Annotated in this window: 14 protein-coding genes and 1 pseudogene; 14 read left to right on the forward strand and 1 reads right to left on the reverse strand. The window is 49.7% G+C overall.

Annotated elements, in window-relative coordinates:
• Positions 1-127 precede the first annotated feature (127 nt).
• The 14 genes from JUB14_RS25660 (at position 128) to JUB14_RS25725 (ending at position 15651) form a co-directional block, all read left to right on the forward strand.
• Positions 128-556, forward strand: coding sequence for an HYC_CC_PP family protein (locus tag JUB14_RS25660; RefSeq protein WP_445515045.1), 429 nt, complete (start codon positions 128-130; stop codon positions 554-556).
• A 199-nt stretch (positions 557-755) separates the two neighbouring features.
• On the forward strand, positions 756-2156 hold the full coding sequence (locus tag JUB14_RS25665) for a multicopper oxidase family protein (protein WP_229368307.1): 1401 nt from the start codon (positions 756-758) through the stop codon (positions 2154-2156).
• Positions 2157-2411: 255 nt separating this feature from the next.
• The gene (locus JUB14_RS25670) at positions 2412-3044 is read left to right on the forward strand and encodes a DUF2231 domain-containing protein (protein WP_207509732.1); all 633 of its coding nucleotides are present in this window, start codon (positions 2412-2414) and stop codon (positions 3042-3044) included.
• Positions 3045-3055: 11 nt separating this feature from the next.
• The gene (locus tag JUB14_RS27950) at positions 3056-4351 is read left to right on the forward strand and encodes an efflux RND transporter permease subunit (RefSeq protein WP_207509733.1); all 1296 of its coding nucleotides are present in this window, start codon (positions 3056-3058) and stop codon (positions 4349-4351) included.
• A complete protein-coding gene (locus JUB14_RS27955; protein WP_207509734.1) occupies positions 4348-6279 on the forward strand; it encodes an efflux RND transporter permease subunit in 1932 nt (643 codons plus the stop codon). Before JUB14_RS27950 ends, JUB14_RS27955 begins: the two co-directional genes overlap by 4 nt.
• A complete protein-coding gene (locus JUB14_RS25685; protein WP_207509735.1) occupies positions 6263-7513 on the forward strand; it encodes a TolC family protein in 1251 nt (416 codons plus the stop codon). Before JUB14_RS27955 ends, JUB14_RS25685 begins: the two co-directional genes overlap by 17 nt.
• Positions 7491-8816 (forward strand): heavy metal-binding domain-containing protein, encoded by a 1326-nt coding sequence (locus tag JUB14_RS25690; protein ID WP_207509736.1) that lies wholly within the window; start codon positions 7491-7493, stop codon positions 8814-8816. Before JUB14_RS25685 ends, JUB14_RS25690 begins: the two co-directional genes overlap by 23 nt.
• A gap of 3 nt (positions 8817-8819) precedes the next feature.
• Positions 8820-10022, forward strand: coding sequence for an efflux RND transporter periplasmic adaptor subunit (locus JUB14_RS25695; RefSeq protein ID WP_207509737.1), 1203 nt, complete (start codon positions 8820-8822; stop codon positions 10020-10022).
• A gap of 72 nt (positions 10023-10094) precedes the next feature.
• Complete coding sequence (locus tag JUB14_RS25700; RefSeq protein ID WP_207509738.1) at positions 10095-10649, forward strand: DUF3347 domain-containing protein; 555 nt, start codon at positions 10095-10097, stop codon at positions 10647-10649.
• Between the two features lie 124 nt (positions 10650-10773).
• Complete coding sequence (locus JUB14_RS25705; RefSeq protein ID WP_207509739.1) at positions 10774-11301, forward strand: hypothetical protein; 528 nt, start codon at positions 10774-10776, stop codon at positions 11299-11301.
• A gap of 33 nt (positions 11302-11334) precedes the next feature.
• On the forward strand, positions 11335-13473 hold the full coding sequence (locus JUB14_RS25710; protein WP_207509740.1) for a copper-translocating P-type ATPase: 2139 nt from the start codon (positions 11335-11337) through the stop codon (positions 13471-13473).
• Positions 13457-14011, forward strand: coding sequence for a DUF2911 domain-containing protein (locus tag JUB14_RS25715; protein WP_207509741.1), 555 nt, complete (start codon positions 13457-13459; stop codon positions 14009-14011). Before JUB14_RS25710 ends, JUB14_RS25715 begins: the two co-directional genes overlap by 17 nt.
• Before the next feature lie 295 nt (positions 14012-14306).
• Positions 14307-14609: a DUF305 domain-containing protein gene (locus JUB14_RS25720; RefSeq protein ID WP_310586201.1), complete on the forward strand. Its 303-nt coding sequence runs from the start codon at positions 14307-14309 to the stop codon at positions 14607-14609.
• Positions 14610-14874: 265 nt separating this feature from the next.
• Positions 14875-15651: an IS5 family transposase gene (locus tag JUB14_RS25725; protein ID WP_207509743.1), complete on the forward strand. Its 777-nt coding sequence runs from the start codon at positions 14875-14877 to the stop codon at positions 15649-15651.
• Between the two features lie 135 nt (positions 15652-15786).
• Here the strand turns inward: JUB14_RS25725 and JUB14_RS25730 are convergent.
• A pseudogene (locus JUB14_RS25730) lies at positions 15787-16119 on the reverse strand (YnfA family protein).
• Positions 16120-16164 lie beyond the last annotated feature (45 nt).

Consider the following 16164-nt stretch of genomic DNA (forward strand, 5'->3'; position numbering starts at 1 on the left):
CTTAGCTTTTAATAAAAATTGTACTAAAAACAAAAATTATGTAATAGTAGTACGGTTCATAATGAGTTTATTTGCAGTGATAACCAAAACTGTTGTGCTTGTGCGTCAACGTTTCTTAATTCGGTATATGTGCCTTTTGATGGCGATCCTAATGCTGGTAAGCAGCACAGGGTTCGTCATGGTTGAGCACATTTGCCAGATGAGAGGCAAGACGCAATCTATGTGGGTGGGTAAGGAAACGTGCAAAATGCATTGTCCAGCCGCTAAGAAAGCAGCACCGTCACAACAGGAAGAAGGAGTCGCTAAGGTTAAAAAGAAGTCCTGCTGTAAAGAAACTTCTAACTTTTCCCGACTGGATGTTTCTTCCCTATCCAGTACACCATTACTGGTTACTACTCCTACTTCCCCAGCCCTGGTGTTTGAGGCAGCCATTTATCTCTTTTCTCAAACGTTTCTGACCGGGTCGGGCGCTGCTCTACGTACTCCTCCTAATCCTAGCCCCCTTATCTACACCAGTAGCCAATACCTGGCCCTACTGTGTATCTGGCTGATCTGATTTTCTCCTACTGCCGGTCTATAGACCAACTCTAAGTCTCTATTGTCCATGGTTTGGGCATAGTGACTCTTCCTATCTTTTTCATCATAACTCGGATCGAGTTTACTTTCCTTTTAGAATGAAACGTCGGCAATTTATCTATCGCCTAGGCGTAGGTTCAGTTACTGCTGTAGCTGGAGCTAATGTCCTGCAAAGCTGCATGAAACACGATATGTCTCCGGATGGGCAGGCGTATGTATCCGTGGTGGAGCCACCGTTTTCTCAACCGCTTAGTATTGCTAAGTCAGTGGTAAACCCAGCCAATTATCCACTGGTAGCCAGGCAGACACTGGCACCAGTCATAAAAGACAAAAATACCTCTGTCCTTAGCTTTACCTCTAACTCGATAGCAAATCCGCTTTTTCGTGTGGACAAAGGAAAGCAGTTCAGTGCTCAATACACAAATCAGACGGGGGGAAAAAGCAATATTCACTGGCATGGTCTAATCATTCCTGCTGCCATGGATGGTCACCCGGAAGCTACCATTCCTAATGGGGGAAGCTTCCAGTTTACTTTTCCTGTTAACCAGCGGGCGGGTACCTACTGGTATCATCCCCACCCCCACGGAGCTACGGCCAGGCAGGCCTATATGGGCTTGGCCGGCATGTTCATCGTACAGGATGAAGAGGAACAACAACTGGGGCTGCCAGCTGGGGAATATGAATTGCCTTTGATTTTATCAGATAAGCGTATTAGTGCGGATGGTGCTTTGCAGTACAATCCTTCCATGGAAGAGGTAATGACAGGATTTATGGGCGAAACTGTACTGGTAAATGGTGTTGCTGGTCCATACCACGAGGTAGCACCCACCGTATATCGAATGCGGATACTCAACGCCTCCAATGCACGTATCTATAACCTGGGCTTTGGTACAGGCAGTAGCTTTACCCTGATTGGAGGGGACGGCGGGCTTTTAGATACCCCCCAGAAGGTCTCACAGGTCTTGTTGTCGCCGGGTGAACGGGTAGACCTACTGGTTGATTTCAGTCAGTTCAGCCAGGGGAAAGCATTTCTTCGCTCAGAACCATTTAATGAAGGGGGCCAGGCGCAGGGACGTCAAGCTTTCAACCTTTTATCTTTTGGTATTACTAAGTCAGCCGGCAGCGGATTCAATTTGCCCACCACGCTTTCGACTCTTACACCTCTGCCTGCCGCTACCAACACCCGCACCTTTACGCTGGATATGATGGAAACAATGGCTGGACATGGCAGCATGGGCAGTATGGGCATGCACCGGATTAACCAGAAAGTGTATGATCCAGCCAGAGTGGATGAAGTAGTAAAGAAAGGGGATACAGAAGTATGGGTTTTTGATAATTCCAAAGGCGATGAGCCCCACCCTATGCACCTGCATGGCGTCCAGTTCCGGGTTATAGGGCGTACAGGTCAGCGAGGAGTCCAGCCCCATGAGCGGGGGTGGAAAGACACGGTACTGGTAGCACCCGGCGAAATAGTGAAAATACAAATGACATTTGCCGATCACGCAGGCCGCTTTGTTGTCCATTGCCATAATCTGGAACACGAAGATGATGGCATGATGCTTCAATTTGAGATAAAGTAACAAGATGAAAGATACGCTAATGCTTTATCTAACTCTATGAACAACAGTTCTGGAGCCTAGGGCACAACTCAATCTTATTTCCTCATCCGGAGGCGATTACCGTTCAGCAGGTAGGCTTTTCTACCATTAAAGCTTCCTATTTGCATCCGGTCACAAAAGGAAGAAGGGTTTTGGTGCTCCAAAAGATGGACTTCAGAATTAGGTAGATCTAAGTCAGAAACTAATCGCCGAAGGGCAGAAACTTACAGTTCGATAATGATGGATAGTAAAACCATTCTCATATGGCTTCTCCTGCTTTTGGTAGTACCCTCTGCCAAAGGACATGATAACGAGAAGCATAAAAAACAGGCGGATACCGCCTCTACTTTACAGGTGCCCCCCCCTAGTCCCACAGCAAACGAATTTGGGATGGATGATCAGCAGTTGCCTCCTTTAAATGAATTTGCAACTTTTCATCCTTTGGTGGTGCATATTCCTATTGTGTTTCTGCTGCTGGCTGCCCTGATGCAGTGGGTATCTCTCTTTTTGTTTAAGCGGGAGTTAACCTGGACGGCCTGGGTAATTTTATTAATTGGTTTTATTGGCGCGTACGCTGCTTCTACCTGGTTTCACGCCCATACCGTAGCTCTACCTCCGAGCGTGCAGAAATTATTAGAAGAACATGAAGCCTATGCCAGTTATACGCAGTGGGCTTCTGGCATTGCCTTACTGGTGCAGTCGGCTAACCTGTTTTTGCTCAAGCAACTTAAATGGGTAAACCTACTGGTAGCTGTACTGATCACCGTGGCTGGAGCCTGTGTTATGTTGGCGGGCCACCACGGTGCGGAGCTGGTGCATAAATATGGAATTGGTGCGAGGGGGTACATGCTTGAGCAGCACCACCATTAAAAAGTAAAGTTATGGTTCACAAACTAATAGAATGGTCGTTACGCAACAGGTTCATTGTGTTGGTACTTTCTTCGGGACTCTTCATCTGGGGAGCTATTTCTGTACGGGACAACCCAATTGATGCCATACCCGACCTTTCCGAAAATCAGGTTATTGTATTTACCGAATGGATGGGGCGGGGGCCGCAGCTCATCGAAGACCAGATTACCTATCCTTTAGTCACTAACCTGCAGGGAATCCCGCGCGTCAAGTACGTGCGCGCCAACTCCATGTTCGGTATGAGCTTTGTCTACGTCATCTTTGAGGATGATGTAGACTTGTATTGGGCCCGGGAAAGGGTACTCGAACGTATCAGCACCAGTGCTCAAAGCCTTCCCCAGGGCGTAAGTCCGCAGCTGGGACCCGAAGGAACGGGTGTCGGTCATGTATTATGGTATACGCTGGAGGCTCCTGATCTTGATCTGGGCGAGCTGCGGGCTATACAGGACTGGTACATCAAATTTGGTTTGCAGAATGTACCGGGAGTAAGCGAAATAGCTTCGTTTGGCGGCTTCCAGAAGCAGTATCAGATAACAGTCAATCCCAACAAGCTTCTGTACTACGACCTGACGGTCAATACTATCATAGCGGCTGTAAGAGCCAATAATAATGAAAGCGGGGGGCGCAAGTTTGAGCTCAGCGACATTGGATACGTGATCAATACGTCGGGCTACCTGCAAAGTACTCAGGAAATAGAAGATATTCCGGTTAAAACCCAGAATGGTATTGCTGTACGGGTTGCCGATGTGGCTACGGTGCAGATGGCCGGAGAAACCAGGTTGGGGATCTTTGATCTGAATGGAGAAGGAGAGCGGGTAGGCGGGATCGTCGTCATGCGGTACGGTGAAAATGCCGCCCAGGTCATTGAGCGGGTAAAACTTAAAATGGAGGAGGTAGCCCGCGGCTTACCGCCAGGGGTGAAATTTAATATCATCTACGACCGGGGTGAGCTGATTCAGGAAAGTATCGACAGCATCCGCAATACGCTGATTGAAGAAATGATCGTGGTATCGATCATTGTGATCATATTCCTGTTTCACTGGCGGAGCGCTCTAAGCATTATCATTCAGATTCCTATCACTATTGCAACTAGTTTCATCCTGCTCAATGCCTTTGACATTTCGTCTAATATCATGTCACTTACCGGAATTGCCCTGGCTATCGGGGTCATTGTAGATAATGGAATCATCATGAGTGAAAACGCCTATAAGCATCTGGCTGAGCGGTATGCGCTCTGGGAACAGCAACAAAAAAATAATGACGTATGAAATGGCGTAGAAAAAAAATAAAAGCAGAAAGCTGGATTTCAGAAGAGGAACGTCTGGCGGTTATTGAAAAATCGACTAAACAGGTATCTCGGGGGGTCTTTTTTGCTACCATAATCATTATAACCTCCTTCCTGCCGGTTTTCATGCTTACGGGTCAGGAGGGCAAATTGTTTCACCCGCTGGCCTACACCAAGACCTTTATCATGCTGGTGGATGCGTTGCTGGTACTTACGCTGGCTCCGGTTCTGATTTCCTTCTTTATGAAGGGAAAGTTCAGACCTGATACGGCTAATCCGGTAAATAGGGTTCTGGAAAGATTTTATGAACCGGCCATTCGTACCGTGCTCAAGTGGAGAAAAACCACCCTGGCTATTAATGTCATAGCGCTTCTTATATCCATTCCCTTACTGGGAAGTCTGGGTAATGAATTTATGCCCCCCCTGGATGAGCAGAGTATACTGTTCATGCCGGTGACTCTGCCGGATATTTCCAATGCCGAGGCCAAGCGGATCCTGCAGGTGCAGGACAAGATTATCAAATCAGTACCCGAAGTAGATAAAGTGCTGGGGAAGGCCGGCCGGGCCAGCACCGCCACCGATAACTCTCCAATCAGTATGATTGAAACAATCATCATCTTAAAGCCTAAGAGCCAGTGGAGGGAGGGGATCACCAAGGCGGATCTGGTCAGCGAGCTGGACAAAAAGTTACAGATTCCGGGCGTTGTAAACGGATGGACCCAGCCGATCATCAACCGGATCAATATGCTGGCTACGGGGATCCGCACCGATGTGGGTATTAAAGTATATGGTCAGGAACTGGAACAGATAGCAGCCGTGTCGGAGCGGGTTAAAGCAGCTCTGGAGGGCACACCTGGGGTAACCGACCTGTACGTAGAACCCATCACCGGGGGCAAATATCTCTCCATCCATGTCCGGCGGGCTGATCTGGGACGCTACGGACTAAGTGTCGATGACATCAATAGTACGGTGGAGACTGCACTGGGGGGAGCCTCGGTAGGACAAACCATTGAAGGCCGCCAGCGCTTTGGCATTAGCGTTCGTCTGGCGCAGAACTACCGCAACAGCGTAGAGGAGATCAAAAGAATCCCGCTACAGTCGCCGGGCTTTGGGGAAGTACCTCTGAGTGCCGTAGCCGATGTAGTATTTGAGGATGGTCCTCCCATGATCACCTCTGAAAATGCCATTCTTAGGGGAGCGGTTATGTTCAATGTTCGGGACCGGGATTTGGGAAGTACTGTCCAGGAAGCCATGGAGCGGATCAACCGGCAGCAGGGCATCCTGCCTGAGGGCTACTTCCTGGAATGGAGTGGGCAGTACGAGAACCTGATCCGGGGACAGCGTACCCTGCTGATCATTGCCCCTATCGTTCTGGTTATTATTTTCTTCTCCCTGTACTTTGCCTTCCGCTCAATTCGGGAAGCCTTCCTGAGCCTGATTACGATTCCTTTTGCCTTGATTGGCGGTGCCTACATCATCTATTTCTGGGGAGTCAATCTTTCGGTAGCCGTAGCGGTAGGTTTTATTGCCCTCTTTGGCATTGCGGTCGAAACCGGAATTGTGATGGTGATCTATCTGAACGATGCTATGCAGCAACTGATCAAAGAAAAAGGAAATTCAAGTGAAACAATTACCCAGGAGGACCTAAGGGAATATGTAATAAGAGGAGCGGCCAAGCGCTTGCGCCCCAAGCTGATGACCGTGTGTGTATCCCTGTTTGGATTGATTCCGGTATTGTGGGCCACGGGTGTAGGCACCGATGTGATGCAACCGATCGTACTGCCCATGATTGGTGGAGTACTCACCTCTTCTACGCACATTCTGCTGGTAACTCCGCTCATTTTTTTAATGACTAAAGAATATGAATTACGCAAATACGGAAAGCTTGAGGTGTATGATACACAGCACTAAGAGGCTGCTATGGCTGCTCCTGGTGGTTCCGGCGCTGTCTTTCGCACAGCCAGGTGAGGTGTTGTCTCTGCCCGAAATCCTTCAGCGCATTGAGGAAAGTAATCTATTGCTACAGACCTACGGGCTTAGAGCCGACAGCTACCGCTACCGGGCCGAGGCTGCTACGGCCTGGATGGCCCCTATGGTCGGGGTAGGGACCTTTATGACCCCTTACCCGGGGCAAATGATCATGGAGCCGCGCGACCGGGGGATGCTCATGTTCAGGGTGGAGCAGCAGTTCCCGAATGTGAGCAGACAGAGGGCCGAGCGAAGGTACATCGAATCCCAGGGAGACGCCGAGCGTACCGCCAGGAGTGTTGCACTCAACAGTCTTAGGGCGCAGGCCCGGAGTAGCTACTTTGCATGGCTGGTTTCGGCGCAGAAAATCCGGGTACTGGAGAAGAATGAAGAGGTCCTGCAGATGATGAAAAAGATTGAAGAAGTCAGATATCCCTTTAATCAATCGCCGCTCAGTGGTATCTATCGGGCCGACGCTGAAATCGAAAAGAACAAGAACATGATCACCATGCAGGTGGGGGATATCGAGCGAGCCGAAGCTACCCTCAACGCGTTGATGAACCGGCCGTCAGGTCCAGAGTTTCAAATTGATACATCGTATCAGCCTCGTTTCGTGCCGGTGACTGGCGTTGATACTAGTTTGTTGGCTGCCCAGCGGAGTGACATCATCCGGATGAACCAGGAGATACGCTCTATGCAGCTGAACATCGAAGCCATGCAGCTGCAGCGCAAGCCGGAGTTCAGGATCCAGTTTGATCACATGGCTCCCCTTTCCCGGATGCCCCAGTCATTTAGCCTGATGGGGATGGTAACCATACCTTTTGCTTCCTGGTCGTCGCGGATGTACAAGTCGGACGTAAGGGCCATGGAGCTCAGTATCCGGGCCATGGAAAAGGAAAGGGCGGCCATGCTGCAGGAAACCCGGGGAATGCTGTATGCTATGCAGGCAGAGATTAGGGCCATGCAGGCCCGGATTGCCTCTATGGAGACCAAAGTTATTCCGGCCCTGCAAAGAGCCTTTGATGCCAACTTTCTGGTGTACCAGGAAAACAAACAGTCCCTGACGGTGCTGCTGGAAACCTGGGAGGCGCTAAATATGATGCAAATGGACCTGCTGGATGAGCGGGGCAAGCTTTATCAAATGATTGTAGATTATGAAAAGGAACTATATAGGTAACGTGATAGTAGGCATTCTGCTGTTTTTTGCCGTTGCTTCCTGTAAGCAAGAGCAGGGAACCGCTCACGAGCACGGGCAAAAGTACACCTGCCCGATGCACCCACAGATCATAAAGAATGAGCCCGGCGACTGCCCGATCTGTGGAATGGATCTGGTACCCATGGCTGCCAGCAGTGAGGCCATGAGCGGCGAAGGGGCGGTAGATACCAGCCTTATACCACTGCTCAAGCCAACCAACGAACGCGTAGTTGCTAATGTGCCAGCTATCAGCCCCGAAAAAGAGACCCGGATTCTATCCCTGACGGCCCAGGGCGTGGTGTCCTATGACCTGCGAAAACAGGTGAGCGTAGCCAGTAGAGTAGCGGGCAGGATTGAAAATATGTACATCCGGTACAATTTTCAACCGGTCAGAAAAGGACAGCTGCTGATGGAGATCTACTCCCCGGAACTGGCCGCTGCTCAAAGGGAAGCTATTTACATCAGCCGGGTAGATAAAACGACCGGCCTGGTGGAAAAAGCCAGGCAGAAGCTGCAACTGCTGGGAATGCAGCCGGCGCAGATAGATCAAGTCATCAGAACGGGTGAGCCTCTGTACCGGGTGCCGGTGTATAGCCCTGTTAGTGGATATATTGTCGATAAGACTTCACTGGCTACATCCGCCCCGCAGCGACCAATGCCTGCTACGGCATCCTCTTCATCCTCTGGTACGGGTATGGATGGAATGGGGGCCGCCCAGGCAACAGCACCCGCCCCCGCGCAGCCGGACATAAATAACTCGCCTATACTGATTCGGGAAGGGCAGTATGTTAGTACTGGTGAAACAGTTTTTAGCATCTACCAGGCTAACAGCATGGTCGCGGACTTTTACCTGGACCCGGCGCTGAGCACCCAGGTAAAGCGCGGGCAAAAACTGGTATTTCGCCTGGTGGCACAGCCCGATCAGGCTTTTACGGGTACCATCGGACTTATTGAGCCGGCCCAACGAGCGGGTGAAAACTTTGTTACCGCACGGGTGTATTTGAGTGGATCTGATCTGCAACCCGGACAGCTACTCCTCGCAGAGGTGCCGGTTGTTGAAAAGCAGGGGTGGTGGTTGCCGCAATCAGCGGTAGTAGGTTTGGGTAATCAGTCCGTGGTCTTCAAAAAAGAAGGGGGGGCTTTTGTCCCCAGACAGGTAAGAACGGGTATCAGTGCGAAGGGTGAGGTCCAGATACTGGATGATATAGCGCAGTGGCAGGTCGCCCGTAATGCCAGCTACCTGGTAGATAATGAAAGTTTTATTCGAGCACCAGCAGACTTTTAAGCCATGATAAAGACTATTAATATCTTATTCTTATTCGCTAGTATAGTGCTGGCTACCTCCTGTAAGAGTGAGGAGGCGGATGGAGGAGATGCTTTGGGCGGGCAAAGCTATACCTGCCCTATGCACCCGCAGATCGTCCAGAACAAGCCAGGGACCTGCCCTATCTGTGGCATGGATCTGGTACCCATTGAGAAAAACACAGAAGAGGCCAGTCTTATGCTGAGCGATCGCCAGCGCCAGCTGGCCAACGTGACTACGGATACCGTTCGAACCGGCGCTTTTTCAACCACCAGGCAGCTAAATGGCCGAATAGCCATTAACCCCGAGCAGATTGAGTATGTATCCAGCCGGGTTCCCGGCCGGATTGAAGACTTGTATATTCGAGAGGCAGGAGTGCCCGTTCGCAAGGGTCAGGTACTCTACAGGATCTATTCCGAGCAGCTGGCTGCCCTGCAGCAGGAGTACCTGGTGGCCACAGCGCAGGCGGAGCAATTTCCTAACGATAGCCGGTTCCAGCAGATAGCAGAAGCAGCCCGGCAACGTTTGCTGCTGTATGACCAGAAGGAAAGTCAACTCCTGGAACTAAGAACCAGCAGGAAAACGAGCCCCTATGTCAGCTATGCCTCACCCGTAAGTGGAATGGTTGCGGAGTTGCTGGTTTCTCAGGGACAGTATGTTTCAGAAGGGGGGGCAGTGATGCGGATTGAAGGTTATCAGAGCGTGTGGGTCGAAGCGGATGTCTACCCTACCGAAGCTAATCTGATAAAAAAGGGACAGGTGGTCCAGGTGAACGTAGCCGGTTATGAAAATGAAGCCCAAAAGATGCGGATTGATTTCATTGCTCCGGCCCTGCAGCCGGGTAGCCAGCTGTTGACGATCCGCGGAAAGATCCAGAATCCCGCCAACCGTTACCGGCCCGGTATGCAGGTTTTCGTGGAGGTACCCGTTGCCAGTATCAGTGAGGCGTTAACCCTGCCGGTTGATGCTGTTATTCGGGATGGTGATGGTACGCACGTGTGGCTGGAAACGGAGCCTAATGTCTTCGAAGCCCGTACGGTAAAAACCGGAACTGAAAATTTTAATCGGGTTGAAATCACCGAAGGTTTGCGGGAAGGTGAGGTCGCGGTTATTACCGGTGCCTACCTCTTGTACAGTGAGTTTGTCTTAAAGAAAGGAAAAACACCGGCCGGTGAGCACAATCATTAATGCGTGGTCACCGGATGGCTACCTGAAGGAATAGTATTTTATTAATTAACCAACAATCAAAAATTATAGACTATGAAACATGTAATCAGATTAGCAGCTCCCTTTGCACTGGCACTTATGCTGACAGCCTGTGGAGGAAACAATCAGGAAGCTAAAAATGAGGAACAGGATCATGCTACCATGGATCACAGCCAGCCCGAAGCCGGGGCTACTGGTGGCTCAGTGGTTATAGAAAACGACCAGCTGAATGCGGTGTATCAGCATTATGTACACCTAACTACAGCTCTGATCAATAGCGATGTAGCCGAGGCTAAATCAGCGGCCAATGCCATTGAGGCTGGGGCAAAAGACCTGCAGGCTGGCAATGCCATAGCCTCCTCAGCGGCTAAGATAACCTCTGCTTCCAGTATAGAAGAACAAAGAGACGCCTATGTAAAGCTGAGCAGCGAGATGGTAAAGCAGGTAAAACAAGCCGGTGTAGAAAATGGAGAAGTATTCGTTCAGTTCTGCCCAATGGCCAACAACGATAAAGGGGCTACCTGGCTTAGCTCTAACAAAGAGATTCGCAATCCCTACATGGGGGAGAAGATGCTCAAATGCGGCGAAACCCGGGAAACCGTTCAGTAGTCAATCGCAGGGCTGGAACTTAGGCTGAGAGTTCCAGCCCTGACTAAATTCATGGTTTGTGGCAAGCTGAAGGTAGGGCTGTATGCCGTAGGAAGGAGTACTAACGAAAGTAAACAAGCCACCTATGATACAGGATTTGCAAATTGACATATTTGTGGTACCTGCCGTAGTTCTACTACTGGTCATCGTGCTGTTTGGCAAGGTATCTAAAAAAACGGGTAGAGAGCGGGATTTTAAGCAGCTGGTAATCTATATAGCCCTAATAGCTTTTTTTCTGAACCTGGTTTGGGAGCTGGCGCAAGGAACCCTGTACAAAGGGTATGAATATGATTTTCAACATATCGCTTTTTGCACGTTAGCCTCGGTGGCCGATGCTATTATGGCCGTACTGCTCTACTTAGGCTTTGCTTTTATTTTAAAAGAACCCTTCTGGATTGGAGAGCTTAGCTTTACCCGTGGACTCTTACTAATGTTGGTCGGCGGAATAGGGGCTATTCTGGGTGAGATAAGGCACATTTCTGCCGGGAATTGGGCTTATGCTGATTCTATGCCATTAATTCCATTTGTGCATGTCGGCCTTTCTCCCGTTTTACAATTTACATTACTGCCAATACTCATTTATGTTCTTAGTTACCGGATGTTAAAAAAGTAGGCATCTACATTAGTACACTAACCCGCTATTATTATGGATCATACACACCATCACCATAAGCCAAAAGAAAAAGCCCACCAGCAATTGGACAGAGAGCAAGAACAGCTCGCGCAGAAAACTCTGCATGGGCACGAGAAAGCGACTGACCATAGCGGGCACACCGGGCAAGGCGGAGGCCACCAGGGCCATCATGACCATCACCGTATGATGATCCAGGACTTTAAGAAAAGATTCTGGGTATCGCTGGTGCTGTCTGTACCGGTGATTCTGCTGAGTCCCATGGTGCAGCATATTCTGGGCTTCACCCTGGATGTCCCCTATGCTGATTACATAGCCTTTGGTCTTTCTACCATCATCTATTTCTACGGGGGCTGGCCCTTCCTGACGGGTATGGTGCAGGAAGTCCGAAAAGGCGCCCCCGGTATGATGACGCTGATCGGGGTGGCTATTACCGTCGCCTACGTATACAGTTCAGCGACCGTCTTCGGTTTAGAGGGCATGGACTTTTTCTGGGAGTTGGCTACGCTGATCCTGGTTATGCTGCTGGGGCACTGGATCGAAATGAAATCAGTGCTGGGCGCTTCCAAAGCCCTGGAGCTGCTGGTCAGTATGATGCCCTCCCAGGCGCACGTGATCCGAAACGGGCAGACCGTACAGATACCCATCGAAGAGCTGCAGAAAGGGGATCTCATCCTGGTCAAGCCGGGCGAGAAAGTGCCGGCTGACGGCCTGGTGGTGGAGGGAGAAAGCCACCTCAATGAGAGTATGCTTACCGGAGAGAGCAAGCCGGTCCAGAAGCAGAAAGATGATAAAGTAATTGGGGGCTCTATCAATGGGAACGGCTCGATTCAGGTGCAGGTAGAACATACCGGGGAGGAAAGCTACCTTAAAAAAGTGGTAAACCTGGTACAGGATGCGCAGAAGACAAAGTCAGAAACACAAAATCTGGCCGATAAGGCGGCTAAATGGCTTACCTACGTCGCGCTTTCGGCGGGTTTTGCTACCTTTTTAGCCTGGTGGCTGTCGGGGGCCGAGCTGGATTTTGCCCTGGAGCGGATGGTGACCGTTATGGTGATTTCCTGTCCGCATGCGTTGGGGCTGGCTATACCGTTGGTAGTGGCTACTTCCACCGCTATTTCGGCCAAAAATGGTCTGTTGATCCGCAACCGCACCGCCTTTGAAAACTCCCGGAAGATCACCACTATACTTTTCGATAAAACCGGTACCCTCACCCAGGGCTCCCACCAGGTAGCTCGCGTGGTAGCTCTGGATACGGGCGTCAGTGAGGCTGAAATGCTAAGGCTGGCTGCGGCGGTAGAACAGAACTCAGAGCATTATATCTCACAGGGTATCCTTAAAAAGGCCAGGGAAAGAGGTATTACCGTACCGCCTTCCGAGGCTTTCAACTACCTGCCCGGAAAAGGTCTGGAGGGCAAAGTAGAGGGAAAGGATGTGAAGGTAGTAGGGCCTAACTATATCAGGGAGTTCGGTATTGATGCTCCTACTGAGCAGGCGGAAGAAGGCGTGGAGACTGTGGTGTATGTTTTACTCGAAGGTAAAGTGACAGGCTACATTACGCTGCGCGACCAGATCCGGCCCGAGTCGGCGGATGCCATCCGGATTCTGAAAGAAAATGGCATCAAGAACCTGCTCATCACGGGTGATAATGAGCGGGTGGCCAAAAGCGTAAGCGATGCGCTGCACATGGATGGGTACATGGCCAATGTACTGCCCCATCAGAAGCAGGAAAAGGCCCGCGAACTCCAGGCGCAGGGGGAATTTATAGCCATGACCGGGGACGGGGTCAATGATGCCCCGGCGCTGGCCCAGGCCGATGTGGGCATAGCCGTAGGCTCGGGTACGGACGTAGCCGCCGAAACGGCCGACATTATCCTGGTCAACAGTAACCCGCAGGATATAGCCAAATTGATTCTTTTTGGGAAAGCCACTTATCGGAAGATGATTCAAAACCTGATATGGGCAACGGGTTATAACATTATTGCTCTGCCTCTGGCGGCAGGGGTATTGTATAACCAGGGTATCATGATTTCACCGGCCATAGGAGCGGCTCTGATGAGCCTGAGTACTATAATTGTAGCTATCAACGCGCAGTTGCTCAAAAAACAAATGAAACCTAATCAAACCAATACTACACATGAAAACCATTCTTAAAGTCCTCTTTGCAGTTCTAATCAGCACCTTTTCCTACGCTCAGCACGAGCATGCTCAGCAGGCCGAAAAGAGCTCTGCAAAATCCAAACCCAAAAGCCCCCGGCAAAGCGCTATGGCTATAGTGGGAGGCAACCACGTACATGTTGATTACGGCTCACCCAGCGTGCGGGGCCGACAGATCTGGAACGGGCTGGTAGCCTACGACCAGGTGTGGTCAACGGGAGCCCATAAGGCAACCTGGATTGATTTCTCCAATGATGTAACGATTAATGGAAAGCTGGTCCCCAAAGGGAAATACGGTTTTTTTACCATACCCGGTCCTAAGGAGTGGACCCTGATTCTAAACCGAGACTGGGATATGCATCTGGCGGATGACTATAATCCCGAACAGGATTTGGTACGGGTGAAGGTGAACCCTCAGATGCATGATAACTTGACAGAATCACTAACCTACGAAATAGTACCGGAAGGTAAAAAAGGGGAAATCAAAATGAACTGGGAAAAGTTAAGCGTTTCTCTTCCATTTCAGAATAGATAAGTACTTATTACTGGCCACACCATAAGGGGCTGGGACGTAAAAGCTGGCCATTAAGAAAGTAATTTTTCAGCGATTCCATTGCAGTAAGGCTTCTCTTAGTAGAGGCTCATTTATATATAGTTAATGTTCACCAAAACACCATACAATGAAAAGCAGCCCTTATTCTAAATTTGCGTTAATGCTGACAATTTCATTCATCATCATGTATTCCGTTATGTTCCTAAATGTTGACAGGCTGGACCATATCTACCTTAACATGAACAGGCTCTATATGGCGCTCTTGATGATAACACCTATGGCTTTGCTTATGCTGGCTTTTATGGGCGACATGTACAAGAACAGGAAGGTAAATACAGCCATCGTTATTACTAGTATAGCTGTGTTTGTAGCAGTACTGGCTCTTTTAAGGAATCAGTCGTCAGTGGGGGACGTGCAGTACATAAAGTCCATGATTCCGCACCATTCCTCCGCTATTTTAACGAGCCAGGAAGCCGCTCTTAAAGATCCGGAACTAATAAAGCTTGCCGACGAGATTATAAAGGCACAGGAAAAAGAAATTGCCCAAATGAAATCGATGCTGAATCGTCTTCAAAAGTAAAGCATGTATTACAAAACGTTAGTACCTTTTTGAGCCTGGATCCTTTGCCCTCGCTCTTTGGGATTCGTGTGAAGAGCCCAAACAATCGCATCTTGATATTGGTTTACACATTTTTTAAAAATGAACTACTCGTTTTCCAGTACCATTTGTTGATTCTATTTCCGACAGATAGCGCTTATCTAAGAACGTGTTTGGGAATTGAAGAAAGCTGAGAGTCGTGCCATCTTTGTATCGACCGCACGGCGGCCCGGCAAAATGCAAGGATGTGACCAAACAGTTCAATAAGCTGACCGACTCTCAGTGGGCTGCAATATCGCCCTTTTTACCCATTGCTCGCAAACGTAAAATTGACCTATGCGAGGTTATGAATGCCATTTTATGGCTATTGCGCACCGGGTGCCAATGGCGAAACCTGCCCACTGAGTACCCGCATTGGCAAGCTGTGTACTACTACTTCAGCCGCTGGAAAACAGATGGCACACTCGAACGCATCAACCGGGAGTTGAATCAGTTGGACCGCAAGCAGCAAAATCGCGAAGCCTATCCATCGGTGTTCTGTATTGACAGCCAGAGCGTTAAACTAGCTCCGATGATCTGTGAGTATCGAGGTCTTGACGCCCACAAGAAAATCAATGGCCGCAAAAGAGAATTCTTGGTAGATACCTGTGGGCGCTTATGGGCTGTTGATGTGCATGCGGCGAATGAGGCGGATGGGCCGTCCTCACTGCCCTTGATAAGCGACATCCTGTGGTACGGAGATCGGGTTGAGAAGGTGTTTGGCGACCGCTCGTACGGGGGCGTTTTCGCCAGGGAGTTATCAAAGTGGGGAATTGAATTTGAGAGGGCTTCGCGTCCGGAATCGGTTCAGGGCTTTGTTCCTGTCGCCAAGCGATGGGTCGTTGAGCGGAGCATTGCTTGGACAAATTTTTTCCGAAGGATTGTCAAGGATTATGAGTATACGATATCTTCTTCGGTTAGCTGGCTACTTTTGGCTAACATTCAGATCATGTTACAACGACTCAAGACAACAGACCAAACATAATTCCCAAACATGTTCTAAGTTGGCATCAGGTAAATAGTAGCCAACACGCAGTTCTATAAGAATCACTATGTAAAGAATAGGTCGTATAAAGTGTAAAGATGTGAGGGGTTACCGGAGGTGGCACCCCCCTACTTATTACTGACGTGGCGCATAGTAGATAATGAGCACACCTATCAATGCAATTGCTGCACCCAGGATATCGTAGCAGTCGGGCTTGAAGCCATCCACTTACCAGGCCCAGAGCATGACCAGCACAATAAAGATCCCTCCGTAAGTAGCATAGACCCGCCCAAAACCCTCTACCTGCCAGGTAGCGACTAATCCGTACAGAGCCAGGATGACTCCGCCTGCCAGGCTGTACCATACCGGCTTTCCTTCTTTTAGCCAGAGCCATACCGTATAACCGCCACCGATTTCACAAAGGCCAGCCAGAACGAAGATGAGTAAGGATTTTACAATGGTGGTCATAGGAATCTATCATAACTGATATGTGAGGCTGAAAAGTAAGAAATG

Source organism: Telluribacter humicola (assembly GCF_017355935.1).
In the GTDB taxonomy this organism is placed as follows: domain Bacteria; phylum Bacteroidota; class Bacteroidia; order Cytophagales; family Spirosomataceae; genus Telluribacter; species Telluribacter humicola.

Bases quoted from the DNA above. Each gene is read 5' to 3' on its own strand.
- JUB14_RS25660 (WP_445515045.1), top strand. From the start codon at position 128: ATGTGCCTTTTGATGGCGATCCTAATGCTGGTAAGCAGCACAGGGTTC.
- JUB14_RS25665 (WP_229368307.1), top strand. From the start codon at position 756: ATGAAACACGATATGTCTCCGGATGGGCAGGCGTATGTATCCGTGGTG.
- JUB14_RS25670 (WP_207509732.1), top strand. From the start codon at position 2,412: ATGATGGATAGTAAAACCATTCTCATATGGCTTCTCCTGCTTTTGGTA.
- JUB14_RS27950 (WP_207509733.1), top strand. From the start codon at position 3,056: ATGGTTCACAAACTAATAGAATGGTCGTTACGCAACAGGTTCATTGTG.
- JUB14_RS27955 (WP_207509734.1), top strand. From the start codon at position 4,348: ATGAAATGGCGTAGAAAAAAAATAAAAGCAGAAAGCTGGATTTCAGAA.
- JUB14_RS25685 (WP_207509735.1), top strand. From the start codon at position 6,263: ATGATACACAGCACTAAGAGGCTGCTATGGCTGCTCCTGGTGGTTCCG.
- JUB14_RS25690 (WP_207509736.1), top strand. From the start codon at position 7,491: ATGAAAAGGAACTATATAGGTAACGTGATAGTAGGCATTCTGCTGTTT.
- JUB14_RS25695 (WP_207509737.1), top strand. From the start codon at position 8,820: ATGATAAAGACTATTAATATCTTATTCTTATTCGCTAGTATAGTGCTG.
- JUB14_RS25700 (WP_207509738.1), top strand. From the start codon at position 10,095: ATGAAACATGTAATCAGATTAGCAGCTCCCTTTGCACTGGCACTTATG.
- JUB14_RS25705 (WP_207509739.1), top strand. From the start codon at position 10,774: ATGATACAGGATTTGCAAATTGACATATTTGTGGTACCTGCCGTAGTT.
- JUB14_RS25710 (WP_207509740.1), top strand. From the start codon at position 11,335: ATGGATCATACACACCATCACCATAAGCCAAAAGAAAAAGCCCACCAG.
- JUB14_RS25715 (WP_207509741.1), top strand. From the start codon at position 13,457: ATGAAAACCATTCTTAAAGTCCTCTTTGCAGTTCTAATCAGCACCTTT.
- JUB14_RS25720 (WP_310586201.1), top strand. From the start codon at position 14,307: ATGGCTTTGCTTATGCTGGCTTTTATGGGCGACATGTACAAGAACAGG.